This window comes from Methyloferula stellata AR4 (assembly GCF_000385335.1).
GTDB lineage: Bacteria > Pseudomonadota > Alphaproteobacteria > Rhizobiales > Beijerinckiaceae > Methyloferula > Methyloferula stellata.
Window position 1 is genome coordinate 2,968,763 of sequence record NZ_ARWA01000001.1, and the last position, 16,348, is coordinate 2,985,110.

Sequence of the window (16,348 nt, forward strand, 5' to 3'; positions counted from 1 at the left end):
CATGACGATTTTGGTCTCTCTGGTTCCGGTTTTCGCGCATCTGGAGCAGGCTTTTGCCCAGGTCATCACGACAACCGTCAACAACCAGCCGATCACCAATATCGACATCGAGCAAAGGATCAAAATGCTGAGGGTGTTGCGTAAGCCGGCAACGCCGGAGACAGCGCTCGACAGTTTGATCGATGATCATGTCGAATCGGACGAGGTCAAAAAATATCAGGTCAGGCCATCGGATGCCGACATCAGTCATGAAATTGTTCGCGTCGCCGGCGAAATGAAGATCGATCCCAATGCACTGGTGGCTGAGTTAGAGCACGCGGGGGTCAGCGCCGACCATTATAAATCGTATTTCGGCACCAAATTCTCCTTCTATCTTCTGGTTCAAGCCCTCAATAAAGGTATTGAAGCAAGCGAGACTGAGGTCCGCGCAGAACTTGAAAAAGAGGGCGGCAAGACCGCTGCCGGCGTCGAATATTCGGTGCGTCAGATCATTCTTCCCCTTCCCGCCAACGCCTCTCAGTCGCTGGTGGAGGCGCGCAGCCATTTGGCGGAGCAGATAAGGACACGGTTCAGCGATTGCGCGAGCGGCGTCCCCATGATTCAAGCCATGGACGATGCGGTCATCAAGCCTGCGCTTTCGCGGACCTCGCTCCAATTGGGGGAGGGCTTGAAGCAATTGCTCGATAAGACGCAAGTCGGGCATGTGACTGCGCCGCAGAGATCGGCCTCCGGTATCGAAATGCTCGCTCTCTGCAGCAGAGGCAACGCAAAGGACGATACGTCGGCCCGCGATGCGATCGCGCAGAAAATCCTCGCTGTTCGATATGCCAGCGAGGAAGCGAAGCTTCTGAAGGAATTGCGGTCACATGCCGTGGTCCAAAAGAGATGATCGACGCGAAGCGCGAGAGACTTGAACGGCCTCTCGCGCTGACCAGCGGCGATCCATCCGGCATAGGTCCGGAAATCGCGTTACGCGCCTGGCTGGCAACCCACGCTGACGCGGCCTCGCCAGGCTTCTTCATCGTCGCCGATCCAGCGCATCTGTCGGATCTCGCCCGCGACTTGGGTTGGAACATTCCGGTCGTAGAAACCGATCCGGCTGGAGCCCCGGCTTTATTTGGGCGGGCACTCCCCGTCGTGCCTTCGCAGCAACGCGTCATGGGCAAACCGGGCCGGCCGGATCCAGGCGATGCCGCGGCAACGATCGCGTCGATCGAGCGATGCGTGGAATATGTGCGCGCCGGCCTGGCGCCGGCTCTCGTCACCAATCCGATCTCAAAGGAAGTCCTTCACCGCGCCGGATTTGCGCATCCGGGCCATACGGAATTCCTGGCCGAGCTGGCCCTGCGCCTTTTCGGCGAGACCCGGCGCCCAGTCATGATGTTATGGTCGCAGGATCTCGCCGTCGTGCCGGCCACCATTCATGTTCCATTGAAGGATGTTCCGGGTCTTCTGACCTCAGCGCTGCTGGTCGAGACCGGCCGCATCGTTGCGCATGATCTCGAGCACCGCTTCGGACTCAAATCGCCGCGGCTTGCCTTCGCCGGCCTCAATCCGCATGCCGGCGAAGGCGGTGACATGGGGCGTGAGGACATAGACATCATCAAGCCGGCCTTGGCCGAGCTGGCACGAGACGGCATTATCGTCAGCGGCCCGCATCCGGCTGACACATTGTTTCATGCCGAGGCGCGCAAACGCTATGATGCGGTGATCGCCATGTATCACGATCAGGCCCTGATCCCGATCAAGACGCTGGCTTTCGACCAGGCCGTGAATGTCACCTTGGGCCTCCCCTTCATTCGCACCTCGCCGGATCATGGGACGGCCTTCGACATCGCCGGCAAAGGTCTTGCCGATCCGACAAGTCTTCTCGCCGCCTTGCGGCTCGCGCAACGCCTTGCCTTCGCCGAATGTCCGGTCATCAGCTAGACGACCTGCCGCCGCTGCGCGAAGTCGTCGCCGCGCATGGGCTTGCCGCCAAAAAAGCGCTCGGTCAGAATTTTCTGTTCGATCTCAATTTGACCGCGCGCATCGCCCGTGCGGCCGAGCCTGAGAGCGCTGGCGTCATCGTCGAAGTAGGTCCAGGGCCGGGCGGCCTGACCCGCGCTCTACTTGCGCTGGGTGCCCCGCGCGTGATCGCTATCGAACGCGACGACAGATGTCTCGCGGCCTTGGCCGAGATCGGGGCGCACTATCCGGGCCGCCTCGAAATCATTGCGGCCGATGCACTCGAAACCGATCTTGCAAACCTCGCCGGAGCTACCCGCCCGGCGCGGATCTGCGCCAATCTTCCCTATAATATCGCGACCGTGCTTCTGACGCGCTGGATCGAGAGCGAGCCCTGGCCGCCATGGTTCGACCGCCTGGTGCTCATGTTCCAAAAAGAGGTCGCGTTGCGCATCGTCGCGACGCCGGCGCAACGCGCCGATTACGGCCGGCTCGCCGTGCTCGCCAATTGGCGCTGTGAAACACGTATTCTCTTCGACGTTCCGCCAGAGGCCTTTACGCCTCAGCCGAAAGTCACCTCTGCCGTCGTCGAGCTCCGGCCAAGGGCGATGCCCCTGCCCTGCGATCCGAAGCTACTGTCGGAGGTCACGCAAGCCGCCTTCGGGCAGCGCCGCAAAATGCTACGGCAAAGTCTGAAAGGGCTCGGCGTCGATCCCCCGGCCTTGCTCGCCGCGGCTGCTCTCGAACCGACAAAGCGGGCGGAGGAGATCGATGTCGCGGGATTTGTCGCGCTTGCGAGAGGCTTAAAAGAGCTTCGGAGGAATTAGACGCAATGCTTCGATCATTTTAGGATATGTTTGGTATGATGAAAGAAAAAACGATCGAGCCACAATCCTTGTTGGCCCTTCTCAGCGAGTTCGCGCCGCTTGATGAGGATTTTCCGCCAATCCCGGATGATCCAGCAGATCCTATCGATTTTTGACGGCTTTTATAGTCCAAAGCCGCAACGCCCGCTCACTCTTCCTTCAAAAGCTTTTCGACGAATGAGGCGATCTGTTCCTTGAGACGCGGCGCCCGGCTGCGCTCGGCCGCGAGGATCGATAGAAGATCGTCGAAGGTGCGCTGCAGATCGTCGTTGATCAGCACATAATCATATTGGGTCCAACGCGTGATTTCATTGCGTGCATTGTCGAGGCGCTTCGCGATCGTCTCCGCCGAATCCTCGGCGCGCCGTTCGAGCCGCGCCTGCAACTCCTTCATGGAGGGCGGCAGGATGAAAATCGTCACGACATCATTGCTGGCCTTCTGGCGAACCTGCTGCGTGCCTTGATAGTCGATATCGAAAAGCACGTCGCGGCCCTGCACCAAAACCCGCTCGACCGGTTCGCGCGGCGTGCCATAATAATTGCCATGGACCTCCGCCCATTCGAGCAATTCACCCGCATCGCGCATGGCTTCGAACTGTTTTTTCGAGATGAAATTATAGTGGATCCCATCGACTTCGCTCGATCGCCGCGGCCGTGTGGTGACCGAGATCGACAAGGTAAGATCGAGGTCCTTCGTCTGAAGCAGCATGCGCGTCAGCGTCGTCTTGCCGGCACCTGACGGCGACGACAGAATCAACATGAGACCGCGCCGTCCAGGCGCTTTCAAATTATGGACGGACGTCGTCTCTTGCACGGCGGTGCTCCCTTCGCCTTGAGGCGACTGCGCAAGATTTTGTTTCGCCATCGCGGAGCTCCGTGCCGATCAGCATTATAGATTCGGCTTACAAAACTCTATTCGAAGCAGCGCGAAACCAAAACATCCCTCAAAACGCATGAAGCGTTTCCGTGGCTGCGGAAACGCTTCATAGAACTCTCGTGGGCGTGACGCCAGATTAGATGCGCCGCGACACGGATTTCAGAAGACCCTGATAGTCTTCGCTGAGTTCCATGTCGACAGCCGGCATAGCAGCCAGCAGAAGCCCTGCGATGAAGGACTGATCGTCCCGCTTGTCTTCGAGATATTCCCTGATCGGCGGGATATTCGTATCCGGCTCGTGCAAAGCGGTCTTCTGCTGGGCCAAAATGGCTTTCCATTCGTTACGATGCCATTGAGCGAGCGGAACCGTCAGCTCGACGACAAAATTCGACGTGCGGGCCTTTTCGAGGAAGCGGATGCCGGCGTTCCAAGTATCCTTCGGCTCGAAAGGTTTATCCTCGATGAGCGCGCGGCCGATCATGCCGATATGATCGTCAAGCGTCTCGGGCTTTTCGCAATCCTGGCGGAAATGCCAAAGCGCGAAGGAGCCAGGATAGTTCTCGCCATATTTCTCTTGGAGGCCCTTTTCGACAACCGCGATCGCGGCCGCGTCATGCGCCATCGAGGCGGTGATGCAAAATGCGAAAACGGAATCATTGGCGATCGTCTGCACGCCGCTCAGATTGAGATCCGATTTCGACAGCGGCGGCACGGAACCGTCTTCGGTCGCTTTGACGCGACCGGCGCGCTGACCCATGATGTAATTGGTGATTTCGAGCCAGCCACCGAGGCTCTCATTGAAAAGGTGGGGGTCCACCTGAACGATGGCCTGATTCATCGGCGCTTTTCGTGAAGCTACGTCGTTACCCATTGTCTTTCCCCGGCGCCTTGGAGCGCTGCCGCAGCACAGCCTGCGGAGCACTTGGCTTCAATCTCATTGACTTGCCCCCGCCCGCCGACCGCTTCAATAGGGTCATGCGAGGAGATTGGACATATTGCGCTGCCAATATGTCCAAGCCGCGTCATCGCGCCAAGAAGAGAGGCAAAGATTACGCCACCTTGAAAGGCGAGCTCAATCTCAGCCGGCAGCAGCCTCTTCGGCCGCAGCATTTCCTTGCGGCGGTCCGGAATCCTTGCCGCGCGCCGTGACGTCTCGATCGACGAATTCGATCACCGCCATGGCCGCATTATCGCCATAGCGAAAACCGGCCTTCAGCACGCGGGTATAGCCGCCATGGCGTTCCGCGTAGCGCGGCGCCAGGACTGCGAAGAGCTTGTCGACGAGTTTGACGTCCTTGATCTCGGCAATGGCCTGGCGGCGGGCGTGGAGATCGCCGCGCTTGCCGAGCGTCACGAGCTTTTCGACGACCGGCCGGAGATCCTTGGCCTTGGGCAGAGTCGTAATGATCTGCTCGTGCTTGATCAGCGCCTGGGACATATTGGCGAACATCGCCTTGCGATGCTCAGCCGTGCGATTGAAGCGCCGTTTGGCGCGACCGTGATACATGGCTCTCTCCTTTGGAGTTCTTCGAACGGCCGCCGTGCCAAGGTACGGCCGCGCTTACGATCCTTCCCCCTTCGGGGAAGGATGATCTCAATAATGCTCTTCGAAGCGTTTGGCGAGCTCGTCGATATTTTCCGGCGGCCAGCCGACCACCTCCATCCCGAGATGGAGCCCCATCTGAGCCAGGACCTCTTTGATCTCGTTCAAGGATTTCCGCCCGAAATTCGGCGTCCGGAGCATTTCGGCTTCCGACTTCTGAATGAGATCGCCGATATAGACGATATTGTCGTTCTTCAAACAATTGGCCGAGCGCACGGAAAGCTCCAGCTCGTCGACCTTCTTCAGCAGGGCCGGATTGAAGGCGAGTTCCGGGATCGACGGCGCCGTTTCCTCGCGGCGCGGCTCTTCGAAATTGACGAAGACATTCAGCTGATCCTGGAGGATGCGGGCCGAGAAAGCGATGGCATCTTCCGGCGTGAGCGCGCCATTGGTCTCGACCTGCATGGTCAGCTTGTCATAGTCGAGGTTCTGACCTTCACGTGTATTTTCAACACGATATGAGACTTTCCTCACAGGCGAGTAGAGGCTGTCAATCGGGATCAGGCCAATGGGAGCATCCTCGCCGCGGTTGCGGTCGGCCGCGACATAGCCTTTGCCGGTGTTGACGGTGAATTCCATCCGGATCTCGGCGCCCTCGTCGAGCGTGCAGATGACGAGATTGGGATTGAGAACCTGGACATCGCCCACGGTCGCGATATCGCCGGCCAGAACCTTGCCGGGTCCCTGCTTCTTCAGGACCATGCGCTTCGGGCCCTCGCCCTGCATCTTGATGGCAATGTCCTTGATGTTGAGGACGATGTCGGTCACGTCCTCACGCACGCCAGGGATTGACGAGAATTCGTGCAAAACGCCGTCAATATGGACGGAGGTGATCGCCGCGCCTTGAAGAGACGAGAGGAGAATACGGCGCAAGGCATTGCCGAGCGTCAGGCCGAAGCCGCGCTCAAGCGGCTGCGCGGTAATCGTCGCAAAACGCTTCGGGTCATCGCCGCCGGCGACTTCAAGCTTGTTCGGTTTGATCAGTTCCTGCCAATTCTTCTGAATCACGGAGGCACCTTTCAGTGATGCGTTCGAACCGGCGAGACGCCGATTCTCTTGGTCGAAATACGAAACTTAATCTTTAAACGGCCTGCTGCCGATGGCAGTCCGTTGTTTTTACACATGATCCAATAGGGAAAGTCTGCAACTTTCCCGGATTATGCTTTATTTGCTCTGGCACATGATCTCGTCTGAAAAGTCTGCAACTTTTCAGGATCATGTTTTTTGTTTTGACGCATGATCTCGTCTGAAAAGTCTGCAACTTTTCAGGATCATGCGTTACACGCGCCGACGCTTGCGCGGGCGGCAGCCGTTGTGCGGGATCGGCGTCACGTCGCGGATCGAGGTGACCGTGAAGCCCACTGCCTGCAAGGCGCGCAAGGCCGATTCCCGGCCGGATCCTGGCCCTGAGACTTCGACTTCCAAAGTCCGCATGCCGTGCTCGGCTGCCTTACGGGCACAATCCTCAGCCGCCATCTGCGCGGCATAAGGCGTCGACTTGCGCGACCCCTTGAACCCCATGGTCCCCGCCGAAGACCAGGAAATCGTATTGCCCTGGGCATCGGTGATGGTGATCATCGTATTGTTGAACGTCGAATTCACATGGGCCACGCCGGAAACGATATTTTTACGCTCGCGACGACGGACCTTTGTACCCTCTTTAGCCATTGATCATGATCCTTCAGGCGCACCCGTAATTCCAGGTGCTCGGGAAATGCGCCAAAGCGCAGAGGCCGGATCAATCCCGGCCATCCACGCTTCGCCGCGGGAACCCCCGGATCCACTCCGGGGTTGAGGGGCCTTGAGCGCGATCAGTTCCAACCGAACCACGATCGCCCCTAAGCCTTTTCAATCGCATCAGATTGACCCGAAAACCGCTTCGCAGTTTTCGGTCTGAAGCTTTACTTCTTCTTGCCGGCGATCGGCTTTGCCTTGCCCTTGCGGGTGCGCGCATTGGTATGCGTGCGCTGACCGCGGACCGGCAATTGACGCCTATGGCGCAGGCCGCGATAGCAGCCGAGATCCATGAGACGCTTGATGTTGATCGCGACTTCGCGGCGCAGATCGCCCTCGACGATATAGTCGCGGTCGATTGTTTCGCGAATCTGCAGGACTTCAGCGTCGGTCAGTTCAGCGACGCGGCGTTCTGCAGGTATATGAACCTTTTCACAGATTTCCTCGGCCTTCTTCGGGCCGATTCCGTGGATATATTGAAGCGCGATAATCACGCGCTTGTTCGTCGGTATATTGACGCCAGCGATACGAGCCAAAAGGCTTCTCCATTTTTGTCGTTCCGGCATGCGAAACGGAAATTTCCCCGCGTCCGGTGGAGACCGGCCCTCGCGGGGCGAGACGCGGCAAAGCTTAAAGCCCGCCGATGCTCGGTTGAGAGGTTAGAACTGCCGCTTCTAGAGGGCGGCACCTCGTGCGTCAACCCTATATAGGCCTTGTCAAGAAAAATTCACGTGGCCGGCGCAGTGCCTGATTTAATGTTCAAGAATGTGATCGATCGCCTGCGTCACGCTCTCGATCGGCGCCATGCCGTCGACCGACTTCAAAGCCCCTTTTCCTGCATAATAATGCGAGACCGGCGCCGTCTGGACCTTATAGGCCTCCAGGCGCGTCTTGAAGGCGTCTGGATTGTCGTCGGCCCTGACCGTCCCGCCAGCCTTGAGCGTCTCGTCCACACGGGTCTTGATTCGGTCGAGCAGTGCCTGCTCGTCAACCTTGAGCTCGATCACGGCATCGAGGTTCATGTTCTTCGAACCCAGCATTTTTTGCAAAGCTTCAGCTTGTGCGACGGTGCGCGGAAATCCGTCGAGAATGAAGCCGTTCTTCGCGTCCGGCTCTTCGATTCGGTCGGCGACGATGCCGATGACGATATCGTCCGACACGAGCCCGCCCGAATCCATCACGGCTTTCGCTTGGAGACCGACCGGCGTTTGCGCGGCAACGGCAGCCCGCAGCATGTCCCCGGTCGAAAGCTGCGGGATATTATATTTCTGCTTGAGACGGGCGGATTGTGTGCCTTTACCAGCGCCCGGCGGTCCAAGCAGAATTAGCCTCATCTTCGTTTCCCCCGCAATTTGGCTTTCTTGATCAAGCCTTCGTACTGGTGTGCCTGAAGGTGCCCATGGATCTGTGCCACGGTATCCATCGTAACGCTGACGACGATCAGAAGCGAGGTACCGCCGAAGTAAAATGGCAAAGCCGCGTAAGAAATCAGAATCTCCGGCAGGAGGCAGATAACGGCCAGATAGGCGGCACCCAGTACCGTGACGCGCATCAGGATCTTGTCGATATATTGTGCGGTGCGCTCGCCCGGCCTGATGCCTAAAATAAACCCGCCATGCTTTTTCAGATTATCAGCGGTCTCGGTCGGATTGAAGACGATCGCGGTGTAGAAAAACGCGAAAAACACGATCAGCCCGACATAGGCCAGCATATAGAGCGGCCTTCCATGGCCGAGATAGGTGGCAACCGTTGCAAGAAAGCCGGTGCCGCCCTGCGCCTGCGAAAAATTCGCGATCGTCGTCGGCAAAAGCAGAAGCGATGAGGCAAAGATCGGCGGGATGACGCCGGCCGTATTGAGCTTCAAAGGCAGAAACGAGGTTTGCCCCTCATAGACGCGATTGCCTTGCTGGCGTTTCGGATAGGTGATGACCAGCCGTCTTTGTGCACGCTCCATGAAGACGATGAACGCGATGACCGAGATCGACATGACTATGACGGCGATGATGAGGCCTGTCGAGATCGCGCCCTGGCGGCCGAGTTCGAGAGTGTTGGCTATGGCCGACGGAAAGGCCGCGACGATGCCCGCGAAAATGATCAGCGACGAACCATTGCCGATGCCGCGCGAGGTGATCTGCTCGCCAAGCCACATCAAAAACATCGTGCCGCCCATCAAGGTCAGAACGGTTGAGATGCGAAAGAGAAAACCCGGCTCGGTCACGACGCCGGCCTGCCCCTCAAGCCCGACCGCGATGCCATAGGCCTGGAACGCCGCCAGAAAAACGGTGAGGTAGCGCGTATATTGATTGATGACCTTGCGTCCGGACTCGCCTTCTTTCTTCAAGGCTTCGAGCGTCGGAAACACCGAGGTCAGAAGCTGGATGATGATCGAGGCCGAAATATAAGGCATGATGTTCAGGGCGAAGATTGCCATGCGCTGCACGGCGCCGCCCGCGAACATGTTGAAAAGTTCAAGCACGCCCTGCTTGTTGCCGGTAAAAGCCGCCTCGAAGGCGGCCGGATCGATGCCTGGCAAGGGGATATAAGTGCCTAGCCGATAGACGACCAGCGCGCCTAGCGTGAACCAGATGCGCTTTTTGAGTTCCTCGGCCTTGGAAAAGGCGCCCCAGTTGACGTTTGCTGCAAGCTGCTCTGCCGCCGATGCCATCGAATGCTCCGTCCGACACGGGGATCGTGTCGTGATTGCGCTCATATAACCCGAATCTGGACGATTACAGGGTTTCAATCTGACAAATCATCGCCGAAAGCGATTTGCTCAAAGGCGATGCAGCCTGGAAGGCCACCTTAAAGCAAGATCGCCGGAGATTAAATCGCAGGGAGGGCGTTGCAAAACCCGCAAGGTTTGCGACGAGACGATGAAAACCGGCCAGGTGAAGCCGCGCGTTCGCCCATCGAGCGCGTAAAGTGAAACGCTTTCAAGGCCGTGCAGACGCGCTGCTCCAGGCTCTCGCCGTCAGCCGATGAAGCGGCAAAACGGCGAGAACGATAGTGAGGATCGACCGATCAGGACAGAGCTTCGGCCGGAGCCTTCGGCGCCACCAAAAGCGTGATCGAACCGCCAGCCTTCTCGATGGCCGCCACGGCGCTTTTCGAGGCCGCGGCGACTTCGAAGCTGAGCTTCGCCGACAATTCGCCAACGCCCAGAATTTTCACACCGTCGCGCGGTTTCGCGCAGACGCCAGAAGCAACCAGCACGTCGATCGTGACCGGCGTCGCCAGATCGAGTTTGCCGGCGTCGACCGCGGCCTGGATGCGACCGATATTGACTTCGTTATAATCCGTCGAAAACAGATTGTTGAAGCCGCGCTTCGGCAGGCGCCGATGCAATGGCATCTGGCCGCCTTCGAACCCTTTGATCGCGACGCCTTCGCGGGCCTTCTGACCCTTGACGCCGCGGCCCGCTGTCTTGCCCTTGCCGGAGCCGATACCGCGACCGACTCGCATCCGCGATTTGGACGAGCCGGGATTGTCTGAAATTTCGTTGAGTTTCATCGCCCTGCCCTCACTCGCCTTCGACAATGCGGACGAGATGCGCGACTTTCGCGATCATGCCACGCACCGCCGGCGTATCCTCGATAGACGAGCGCCGCCGCATTTTGTTGAGACCGAGGCCGATCAGCGTCGCGCGCTGCGCAGCCGGACGCCCAATCGGGCTGCCGGTCTGTTCCAAGGTGATTTTGGCTTTTGCGTCTGCCATGTCGCCAATCCTTACGCTTCAGCCGCGGGTTCGGCTTCACCGCCGCCTTGACGGCGTGTCTGCAGCGTCGAAACCTTGATGTTGCGCCGCGCCGCGACCGAACGCGGCGAATCCTCATGCTTCAGCGCATCGAACGTCGCGCGGATCATGTTGTAGGGGTTAGACGAGCCTTGCGACTTGCCGACGACATCATGCATGCCGAGCGATTCGAGCACGGCACGCATCGGGCCACCGGCAATGATGCCCGTACCTGCAGGCGCCGCGCGCAGCACGACGCGGCCGGCGCCATGGCGGCCATTCACATCGTGATGCAACGTGCGGCCTTCACGCAGCGGCACGCGAATCAGACCGCGCTTGGCGGCCTCCGTCGCCTTGCGAATGGCTTCCGGCACCTCGCGGGCCTTGCCGTGGCCGAAGCCGACGCGGCCTTTCTGATCGCCCACGACGACGAGCGCCGCGAAGCCGAACCGCCGGCCGCCTTTGACGACCTTGGCGACGCGATTGATATGGACCAGACGGTCCACGAATTCATTATCACGGTCGTCCCGATCGCCGCGGTCGCGACCGCGGCCGCCGCCTTCACCTTCACGTGCCATTTTCACTTCCGTCACTTGCGCGGCAGCTTGAATAGCGGCCGCTCGCTTCGAATAATTCTTTGAGAATCATCTTTGTCCCAAAAGTCTGCAACTTTTGGGGATGATGCTTAGAAACTCAACCCGCCCTCGCGGGCACCGTCTGCAAGCGCCTTGACGCGCCCGTGATACATATAAGAGCCGCGATCGAAGACGATCTCCGTGACCCCGGCTTGGATCGCCCGTTCGGCGATGAGCTTGCCGATGACCTTCGCTGCCTCGACCGTCGCGCCCGTTTTCAGGGCCTCGCGATTGGCCTTTTCCAGCGACGAGGCCGAAGCCAAAGTCTTACCCTCCGCGTCATCGATGATCTGACAATAGATCTGCTTCGAGGAGCGGAAAACGGAGAGCCGCGGCTTGCCATAGGCATGCGCCTTCAACGCGCGCCTGACGCGGGCTTTGCGGCGAAGAGTGACCTTATGCTCGGTTGCCATGACTTTATTCCTTGAAACCGCTTACTTCTTCTTGCCTTCCTTGCGGAAGATGAATTCGCCGGCATATTTGACGCCCTTGCCCTTATAGGGCTCCGGCGGGCGGAAGGCGCGTATTTCGGCCGCGACCTGCCCTACGGCGCGCTTGTCGATCCCGGTGATCATCACTTCGGTCGGCTTCGGTGTGACGATCGCGATCCCTTCGGGAATCGCGAAACTCACATCGTGACTATAGCCCAGCGAAAGCTGCAAGTTCTTGCCTGCAACCGCAGCCTTATAGCCGACGCCGGTGATCTCGAGCTTCTTCTCAAAGCCCTTCGAGACTCCGATGACGAGATTATTGACCATCGAACGCGACATGCCCCAAAGCGCACGCGCCTTTTTGGTCTCCGTCCGCGGATCGACCTTGATCTCATTGTTCTCGAAGGCGACGATGACGTCTTCCGGCACGAGGAACTTAAGTTCGCCCTTGCCGCCCTTCACGGAGACCAATTGGCCGTCGACTTTCGCGGTGACGCCGGACGGAATGGGAACCGGCTTCTTTCCGATACGAGACATTATCTTTGCTCCGATATCAGGGTCAGAAGACCTTGCATAAAACTTCGCCGCCGACATTGGCTTCACGCGCCGCATGATCGGCCATGACGCCTTTCGGTGTCGAAACGATGGTGATGCCGAGGCCGTTGGCGACGCGCGGCATGGCGTCGACCGCGGCATAGACACGGCGGCCGGGCTTCGAGACCCGCTGAATTTCGCGGATCACCGGAAGACCGTCGAAATATTTGAGCTCGATCTCGAACTCGGTGCGGCCATTGCCATATTCGGTCGTCGAATAGCCGCGGATATAGCCTTCCGACTGCAGAACATCGAGCACATGCGCGCGAAGCCGCGAGCCCGGCGTCTGCACCTTGCCCTTGCGCCGCATCTGAGCATTGCGAATACGGGTGAGCATATCGCCCAACGGATCGTTCATCGACATGATCCGCCTCCTACCAGCTCGACTTCACGAGTCCGGGGATTAGGCCCTTCGAACCCAATTCCCGCAACGCGATGCGCGACATCTTCATCTTGCGCGTGAACGCGCGCGGACGGCCGGAAACTTCGCAGCGGTTGCGAATCCGCACGGCGGACGAATTGCGCGGCAGTTCAGCGAGCTTGAGGCGCGCCGCAAACTGCTCCTCCAACGTCAGGGCCTGGTCGTTCGCAATCGCCTTCAATTTCTTGCGGCGCGCAGCAAACTGCTTCACGAGCTTGATACGATGGTTGTTCTTCTCGACTGAACTTTTCTTCGCCATGAAGATCCCTCTAGTTTCCGCGTTTGAGACGGATCTGTCTCACTGCCGGAACGGAAAGTTGAAAGCGCGCAGCAAAGCCCGCGCCTCATTGTCGGTTTTAGCGGTCGTACAAACGATAATGTCCATGCCGAGAATGCTCTCGGCCTTGTCATAGTCGATCTCGGGGAACACGATGTGTTCCTTGATGCCCATCGCGTAATTGCCGCGCCCGTCGAAGCTCTTCGGGTTCAACCCGCGAAAGTCGCGCACACGCGGCAGAGCGATCGTCACCAGCCGGTCCAGAAATTCATACATGCGGGTCTTGCGCAAAGTGACCTTGGCGCCGATCGGCATGTTCTCGCGCACCTTGAAGGTCGCGATCGCCTTGCGAGCATGCGTGACCACAGGCTTTTGTCCGGCGATCAGGCTCAAATCGGCGGCGGCGAGCGTCACCTTCTTGGTGTCGTTGACGGCCTCACCGACACCCATGTTGAGCACGATCTTGTCGATCACCGGCACTTCGAAGGGGTTCTTGTAGCCGAACTCTTCGATGAGCTTCGGCCGCACGACCTCGTCGTAGAATTTCTTCAGGCGCGGTGCGTAATCCTTCGGCGAGGCAAGCGCTTCGGCCGAAGCCGTTGCGATATTGACCTCGCGATTGCTGCCGCCGCCGCCAGCAGCGGCTTTCTTGCCGCCGGTGGCCTTGGCAGGCGTCTTGGCGGCGCCCTTCGCAGGTGCCTTGCCGCCCTTGGCAGGGGTTTTCGCGCCGCCCCTAGCGGGTGTCTTAGCCATCGATCAATTCCCCAGAACGTTTGGCGACGCGGACCTTGCGGCCGTCCTCCATAATCTTGAACCCGACGCGCGTTGCCTTGCCATCCTTCGGATCGGCGAGCGCGAGATTCGACAGATGGATCGTCGCTTCCTTCGAAAAGATGCCGGCTTCCTGGCGCGGCGTCTGCTTTTGGTGGCGCTTCACCAGATTGACGCCACGCACTATGGCGCGCTCGTCTTTCGGCATGACCTGCAGCACCTCGCCGGTGCGGCCCTTGTCGCGCCCGGTCATCACGACGACTTTGTCGCCTTTTTTTATCTTCGCGGCCATCACAACACCTCCGGCGCGAGCGAAATGATCTTCATATGGTTGCGGGCGCGCAATTCGCGCGGCACCGGTCCGAAGATGCGGGTGCCGATCGGCTCCGACTGATTGTTGATCAGCACGGCGGCATTGGAATCGAAGCGGATGACGGAACCATCGGCGCGCTTGATGTCCTTGGCCGTGCGCACGACCACGGCCTTCATCACGTCGCCCTTCTTCACGCGGCCGCGCGGAATGGCTTCCTTGATCGAGACGACGATAATATCGCCGACGCCGGCATATTTGCGCTTGGAGCCACCAAGCACTTTGATGCACATCACGCGGCGCGCGCCGGAATTATCGGCGACGTCGAGGTTGGTCTGCATCTGTATCATGGCATTTCGCCTTTCTTACCAGATCGGTTTCCGGCTTTGATCTCGCCGCCGGACTTCGCCTGAAGGAGGCCAGGCCTCCCCTATTGTTTCATCCCGGCATCTTCAAAAGATGCCCCTGAATTCTCTCACCGCACTTAGGCTTTCGGCGCCGTCTCGACGACGATCCAACGCTTCAATTTCGAAATCGGCTTCGTCTCTTCGATCGAAACCGCATCGCCGACTTTGAACACCTTGTTCTCGTCATGCGCATGGTAGTTCTTCGAACGCCGGACGGTCTTCTTCAACAGCGGATGCGTGAAGCGCCGTTCGACCTTCACGACAATGGTCTTTTCCTGCTTGTCGCTGACGACGACACCCTGAAGAATACGTTTCGGCATGATCTTTCCTAATTATTTGGCGGCGCGCTTTTGCGCGGCGAGGGTCATGACACGGGCAATGTCACGGCGCACGACACGCACGCGGGACGTATTCTCGAGCTGACCCGTCGCGCGCTGGAAGCGCAGGTTGAACTGTTCTTTCTTGAGGTTTGCGACCTCTTGATCGAGTTGATCCTCAGACATGACCTTGAGGTCGGAGAGGCGGCTTTTCGATTTCATCTGTTCCTCCTCACTCGACGATGCGCTGAATGAAGCGCGTTTTGATGGGCAGCTTCGCGGCGGCGAGCCGCAGGGCTTCACGGGCGAGCTCGGACGGCACGCCGTCGAGCTCGAACATGATGCGGCCGGGAGCGACGCGGCAGCACCAATATTCGGTGCCGCCCTTGCCTTTACCCATGCGGACTTCGACCGGCTTTTTCGACACCGGCACATCCGGGAAGATGCGGATCCAAACACGCCCGGCACGCTTCATATGACGCGTCATGGCGCGGCGGGCCGCTTCGATCTGGCGCGCCGTAATGCGCTCGGGCTCCATCGCCTTCAAGCCGAACTGGCCGAAGTTCAGCTCGAAGCCTCCTTTGGAGGCACCGTGGATGCGGCCTTTGAAGGCCTTTCTGAATCGCGTTTTCTTCGGTTGCAGCATTGTCTAATCTTCCGATTGAGCCGTTAAGGGTCAGGCCGCGTCGCGGTCGCGCCGGCGGCCGCGATCACGATCGCGGTCGCGATCACCTCCGCCACCGCCTCCGCCGTGATCCTGTTCGGCCATCTTCTTGTCCTGTGCCATCGGATCATGCTCAAGGATTTCACCCTTGAAGATCCAAACCTTGATTCCGCACGTGCCATAGGCCGTATGCGCCGTCGCGACGCCGTAATCGACATCGGCGCGCAGCGTATGCAGCGGCACGCGGCCTTCGCGATACCATTCGAGGCGCGCGATTTCAGCACCGCCCAAACGGCCGGAGCAGTTGATGCGGATGCCTTCCGCGCCGAGACGCATCGCCGATTGCACGGCGCGCTTCATGGCGCGGCGGAACGCGACGCGACGCTCGAGCTGCTGCGCGATCGAGTCGGCGACCAGCGTCGCGTCGATCTCGGGCTTGCGCACCTCAACGATATTGATGACGACTTCCGAGTCCGTCATCTTGGCGACGAGCTTGCGGATCTTATCGATATCCGCGCCCTTCTTGCCGATGACGACGCCAGGGCGGGCCGAATGGATCGTCACGCGGCATTTCTTATGCGGCCGCTCGATGATGATCTTCGAAACCGCCGCCTGCTTCAGCGTCTTCATGAGGGCTTCGCGAATGCGCATGTCCTCGTGCAGAAGCTTGCCATATTCGTTTTTGCCGGCGTACCAGCGCGAATCCCAGGTCCGGTTGATGCCAAGACGAAGGCCGATCGGATTGACTTTCTGACCCATGC

General features: G+C 59.2%; 25 protein-coding genes. 3 read left to right on the forward strand and 22 right to left on the reverse strand.

The features are described 5' to 3' along the window. The first annotated feature begins 1 nt into the window (after position 1). The 3 genes from A3OQ_RS0114480 to rsmA are packed head-to-tail and all read left to right on the forward strand — an operon-like array spanning position 2 to position 2,774. Positions 2-889: a peptidylprolyl isomerase family protein gene (locus A3OQ_RS0114480; RefSeq protein WP_152428470.1), complete on the forward strand. Its 888-nt coding sequence runs from the start codon at positions 2-4 to the stop codon at positions 887-889. Beyond that, entirely contained in the window at positions 886-1,929 is a 1,044-nt protein-coding gene (gene pdxA / locus A3OQ_RS0114485; RefSeq protein WP_020176129.1) for a 4-hydroxythreonine-4-phosphate dehydrogenase PdxA, read from the forward strand. Before A3OQ_RS0114480 ends, pdxA begins: the two co-directional genes overlap by 4 nt. Then, positions 1,911-2,774, forward strand: a complete 864-nt coding sequence (gene rsmA, locus A3OQ_RS0114490; RefSeq protein ID WP_020176130.1) for a 16S rRNA (adenine(1518)-N(6)/adenine(1519)-N(6))-dimethyltransferase RsmA — start codon at positions 1,911-1,913, stop codon at positions 2,772-2,774. The genes pdxA and rsmA overlap by 19 nt, the downstream gene beginning before the upstream one ends. Before the next feature lie 187 nt (positions 2,775-2,961). On the opposite strand, the gene gmk is transcribed toward rsmA, so the two are convergent. From gmk to rpsC, 22 genes are all read right to left on the reverse strand, one after another. Further along, positions 2,962-3,573, reverse strand: coding sequence for a guanylate kinase (gene gmk, locus A3OQ_RS0114500; RefSeq protein WP_152428648.1), 612 nt, complete (start codon positions 3,571-3,573; stop codon positions 2,962-2,964). A 253-nt stretch (positions 3,574-3,826) separates the two neighbouring features. Beyond that, on the reverse strand, positions 3,827-4,528 hold the full coding sequence (locus A3OQ_RS0114505) for a hypothetical protein (protein WP_020176133.1): 702 nt from the start codon (positions 4,526-4,528) through the stop codon (positions 3,827-3,829). A 240-nt stretch (positions 4,529-4,768) separates the two neighbouring features. After that, complete coding sequence (gene rplQ, locus A3OQ_RS0114510) at positions 4,769-5,197, reverse strand: 50S ribosomal protein L17 (protein ID WP_020176134.1); 429 nt, start codon at positions 5,195-5,197, stop codon at positions 4,769-4,771. A gap of 87 nt (positions 5,198-5,284) precedes the next feature. Further along, on the reverse strand, positions 5,285-6,301 hold the full coding sequence (locus A3OQ_RS0114515; protein ID WP_020176135.1) for a DNA-directed RNA polymerase subunit alpha: 1,017 nt from the start codon (positions 6,299-6,301) through the stop codon (positions 5,285-5,287). A gap of 270 nt (positions 6,302-6,571) precedes the next feature. Beyond that, on the reverse strand, positions 6,572-6,961 hold the full coding sequence (gene rpsK, locus A3OQ_RS0114520; RefSeq protein WP_020176136.1) for a 30S ribosomal protein S11: 390 nt from the start codon (positions 6,959-6,961) through the stop codon (positions 6,572-6,574). Positions 6,962-7,194: 233 nt separating this feature from the next. After that, positions 7,195-7,563 carry a 30S ribosomal protein S13 gene (rpsM, locus tag A3OQ_RS0114525; RefSeq protein ID WP_026595839.1) on the reverse strand — a complete coding sequence of 123 codons (369 nt, stop codon included), beginning with the start codon at positions 7,561-7,563 and terminating at the stop codon, positions 7,195-7,197. 216 nt (positions 7,564-7,779) lie between these two features. Next, a complete protein-coding gene (locus A3OQ_RS0114530; protein WP_020176138.1) occupies positions 7,780-8,361 on the reverse strand; it encodes an adenylate kinase in 582 nt (193 codons plus the stop codon). Continuing rightward, positions 8,358-9,692 carry a preprotein translocase subunit SecY gene (secY, locus tag A3OQ_RS0114535; RefSeq protein ID WP_020176139.1) on the reverse strand — a complete coding sequence of 445 codons (1,335 nt, stop codon included), beginning with the start codon at positions 9,690-9,692 and terminating at the stop codon, positions 8,358-8,360. The genes A3OQ_RS0114530 and secY overlap by 4 nt, the downstream gene beginning before the upstream one ends. 356 nt (positions 9,693-10,048) lie before the next feature. Next, positions 10,049-10,537, reverse strand: a complete 489-nt coding sequence (gene rplO, locus A3OQ_RS0114540) for a 50S ribosomal protein L15 (RefSeq protein WP_020176140.1) — start codon at positions 10,535-10,537, stop codon at positions 10,049-10,051. 10 nt (positions 10,538-10,547) lie between these two features. After that, the gene (gene rpmD, locus A3OQ_RS0114545) at positions 10,548-10,742 is read right to left on the reverse strand and encodes a 50S ribosomal protein L30 (protein WP_020176141.1); all 195 of its coding nucleotides are present in this window, start codon (positions 10,740-10,742) and stop codon (positions 10,548-10,550) included. Positions 10,743-10,753: 11 nt separating this feature from the next. Further along, positions 10,754-11,338 carry a 30S ribosomal protein S5 gene (gene rpsE / locus A3OQ_RS0114550; RefSeq protein ID WP_020176142.1) on the reverse strand — a complete coding sequence of 195 codons (585 nt, stop codon included), beginning with the start codon at positions 11,336-11,338 and terminating at the stop codon, positions 10,754-10,756. A gap of 107 nt (positions 11,339-11,445) precedes the next feature. Continuing rightward, positions 11,446-11,808 carry a 50S ribosomal protein L18 gene (gene rplR, locus A3OQ_RS0114555; RefSeq protein ID WP_020176143.1) on the reverse strand — a complete coding sequence of 121 codons (363 nt, stop codon included), beginning with the start codon at positions 11,806-11,808 and terminating at the stop codon, positions 11,446-11,448. A 21-nt stretch (positions 11,809-11,829) separates the two neighbouring features. After that, positions 11,830-12,363, reverse strand: coding sequence for a 50S ribosomal protein L6 (gene rplF / locus A3OQ_RS0114560; protein ID WP_020176144.1), 534 nt, complete (start codon positions 12,361-12,363; stop codon positions 11,830-11,832). 22 nt (positions 12,364-12,385) lie between these two features. Next, complete coding sequence (gene rpsH, locus A3OQ_RS0114565) at positions 12,386-12,784, reverse strand: 30S ribosomal protein S8 (protein ID WP_020176145.1); 399 nt, start codon at positions 12,782-12,784, stop codon at positions 12,386-12,388. A gap of 10 nt (positions 12,785-12,794) precedes the next feature. Beyond that, positions 12,795-13,100: a 30S ribosomal protein S14 gene (rpsN, locus tag A3OQ_RS0114570; protein ID WP_020176146.1), complete on the reverse strand. Its 306-nt coding sequence runs from the start codon at positions 13,098-13,100 to the stop codon at positions 12,795-12,797. A 39-nt stretch (positions 13,101-13,139) separates the two neighbouring features. Continuing rightward, positions 13,140-13,724, reverse strand: a complete 585-nt coding sequence (rplE, locus tag A3OQ_RS0114575; protein ID WP_152428649.1) for a 50S ribosomal protein L5 — start codon at positions 13,722-13,724, stop codon at positions 13,140-13,142. Between the two features lie 139 nt (positions 13,725-13,863). Continuing rightward, positions 13,864-14,181, reverse strand: coding sequence for a 50S ribosomal protein L24 (gene rplX, locus A3OQ_RS0114580; protein ID WP_020176148.1), 318 nt, complete (start codon positions 14,179-14,181; stop codon positions 13,864-13,866). Then, on the reverse strand, positions 14,181-14,549 hold the full coding sequence (gene rplN, locus A3OQ_RS0114585) for a 50S ribosomal protein L14 (protein ID WP_020176149.1): 369 nt from the start codon (positions 14,547-14,549) through the stop codon (positions 14,181-14,183). The genes rplX and rplN overlap by 1 nt, the downstream gene beginning before the upstream one ends. 134 nt (positions 14,550-14,683) lie before the next feature. Next, a complete protein-coding gene (gene rpsQ, locus A3OQ_RS0114590; RefSeq protein WP_020176150.1) occupies positions 14,684-14,926 on the reverse strand; it encodes a 30S ribosomal protein S17 in 243 nt (80 codons plus the stop codon). Between the two features lie 12 nt (positions 14,927-14,938). Continuing rightward, a complete protein-coding gene (gene rpmC, locus A3OQ_RS0114595) occupies positions 14,939-15,145 on the reverse strand; it encodes a 50S ribosomal protein L29 (protein WP_020176151.1) in 207 nt (68 codons plus the stop codon). Between the two features lie 10 nt (positions 15,146-15,155). Then, complete coding sequence (rplP, locus tag A3OQ_RS0114600) at positions 15,156-15,569, reverse strand: 50S ribosomal protein L16 (protein ID WP_020176152.1); 414 nt, start codon at positions 15,567-15,569, stop codon at positions 15,156-15,158. 30 nt (positions 15,570-15,599) lie between these two features. Further along, positions 15,600-16,346: a 30S ribosomal protein S3 gene (gene rpsC, locus A3OQ_RS0114605; protein WP_020176153.1), complete on the reverse strand. Its 747-nt coding sequence runs from the start codon at positions 16,344-16,346 to the stop codon at positions 15,600-15,602. Positions 16,347-16,348: the final 2 nt, after the last annotated feature.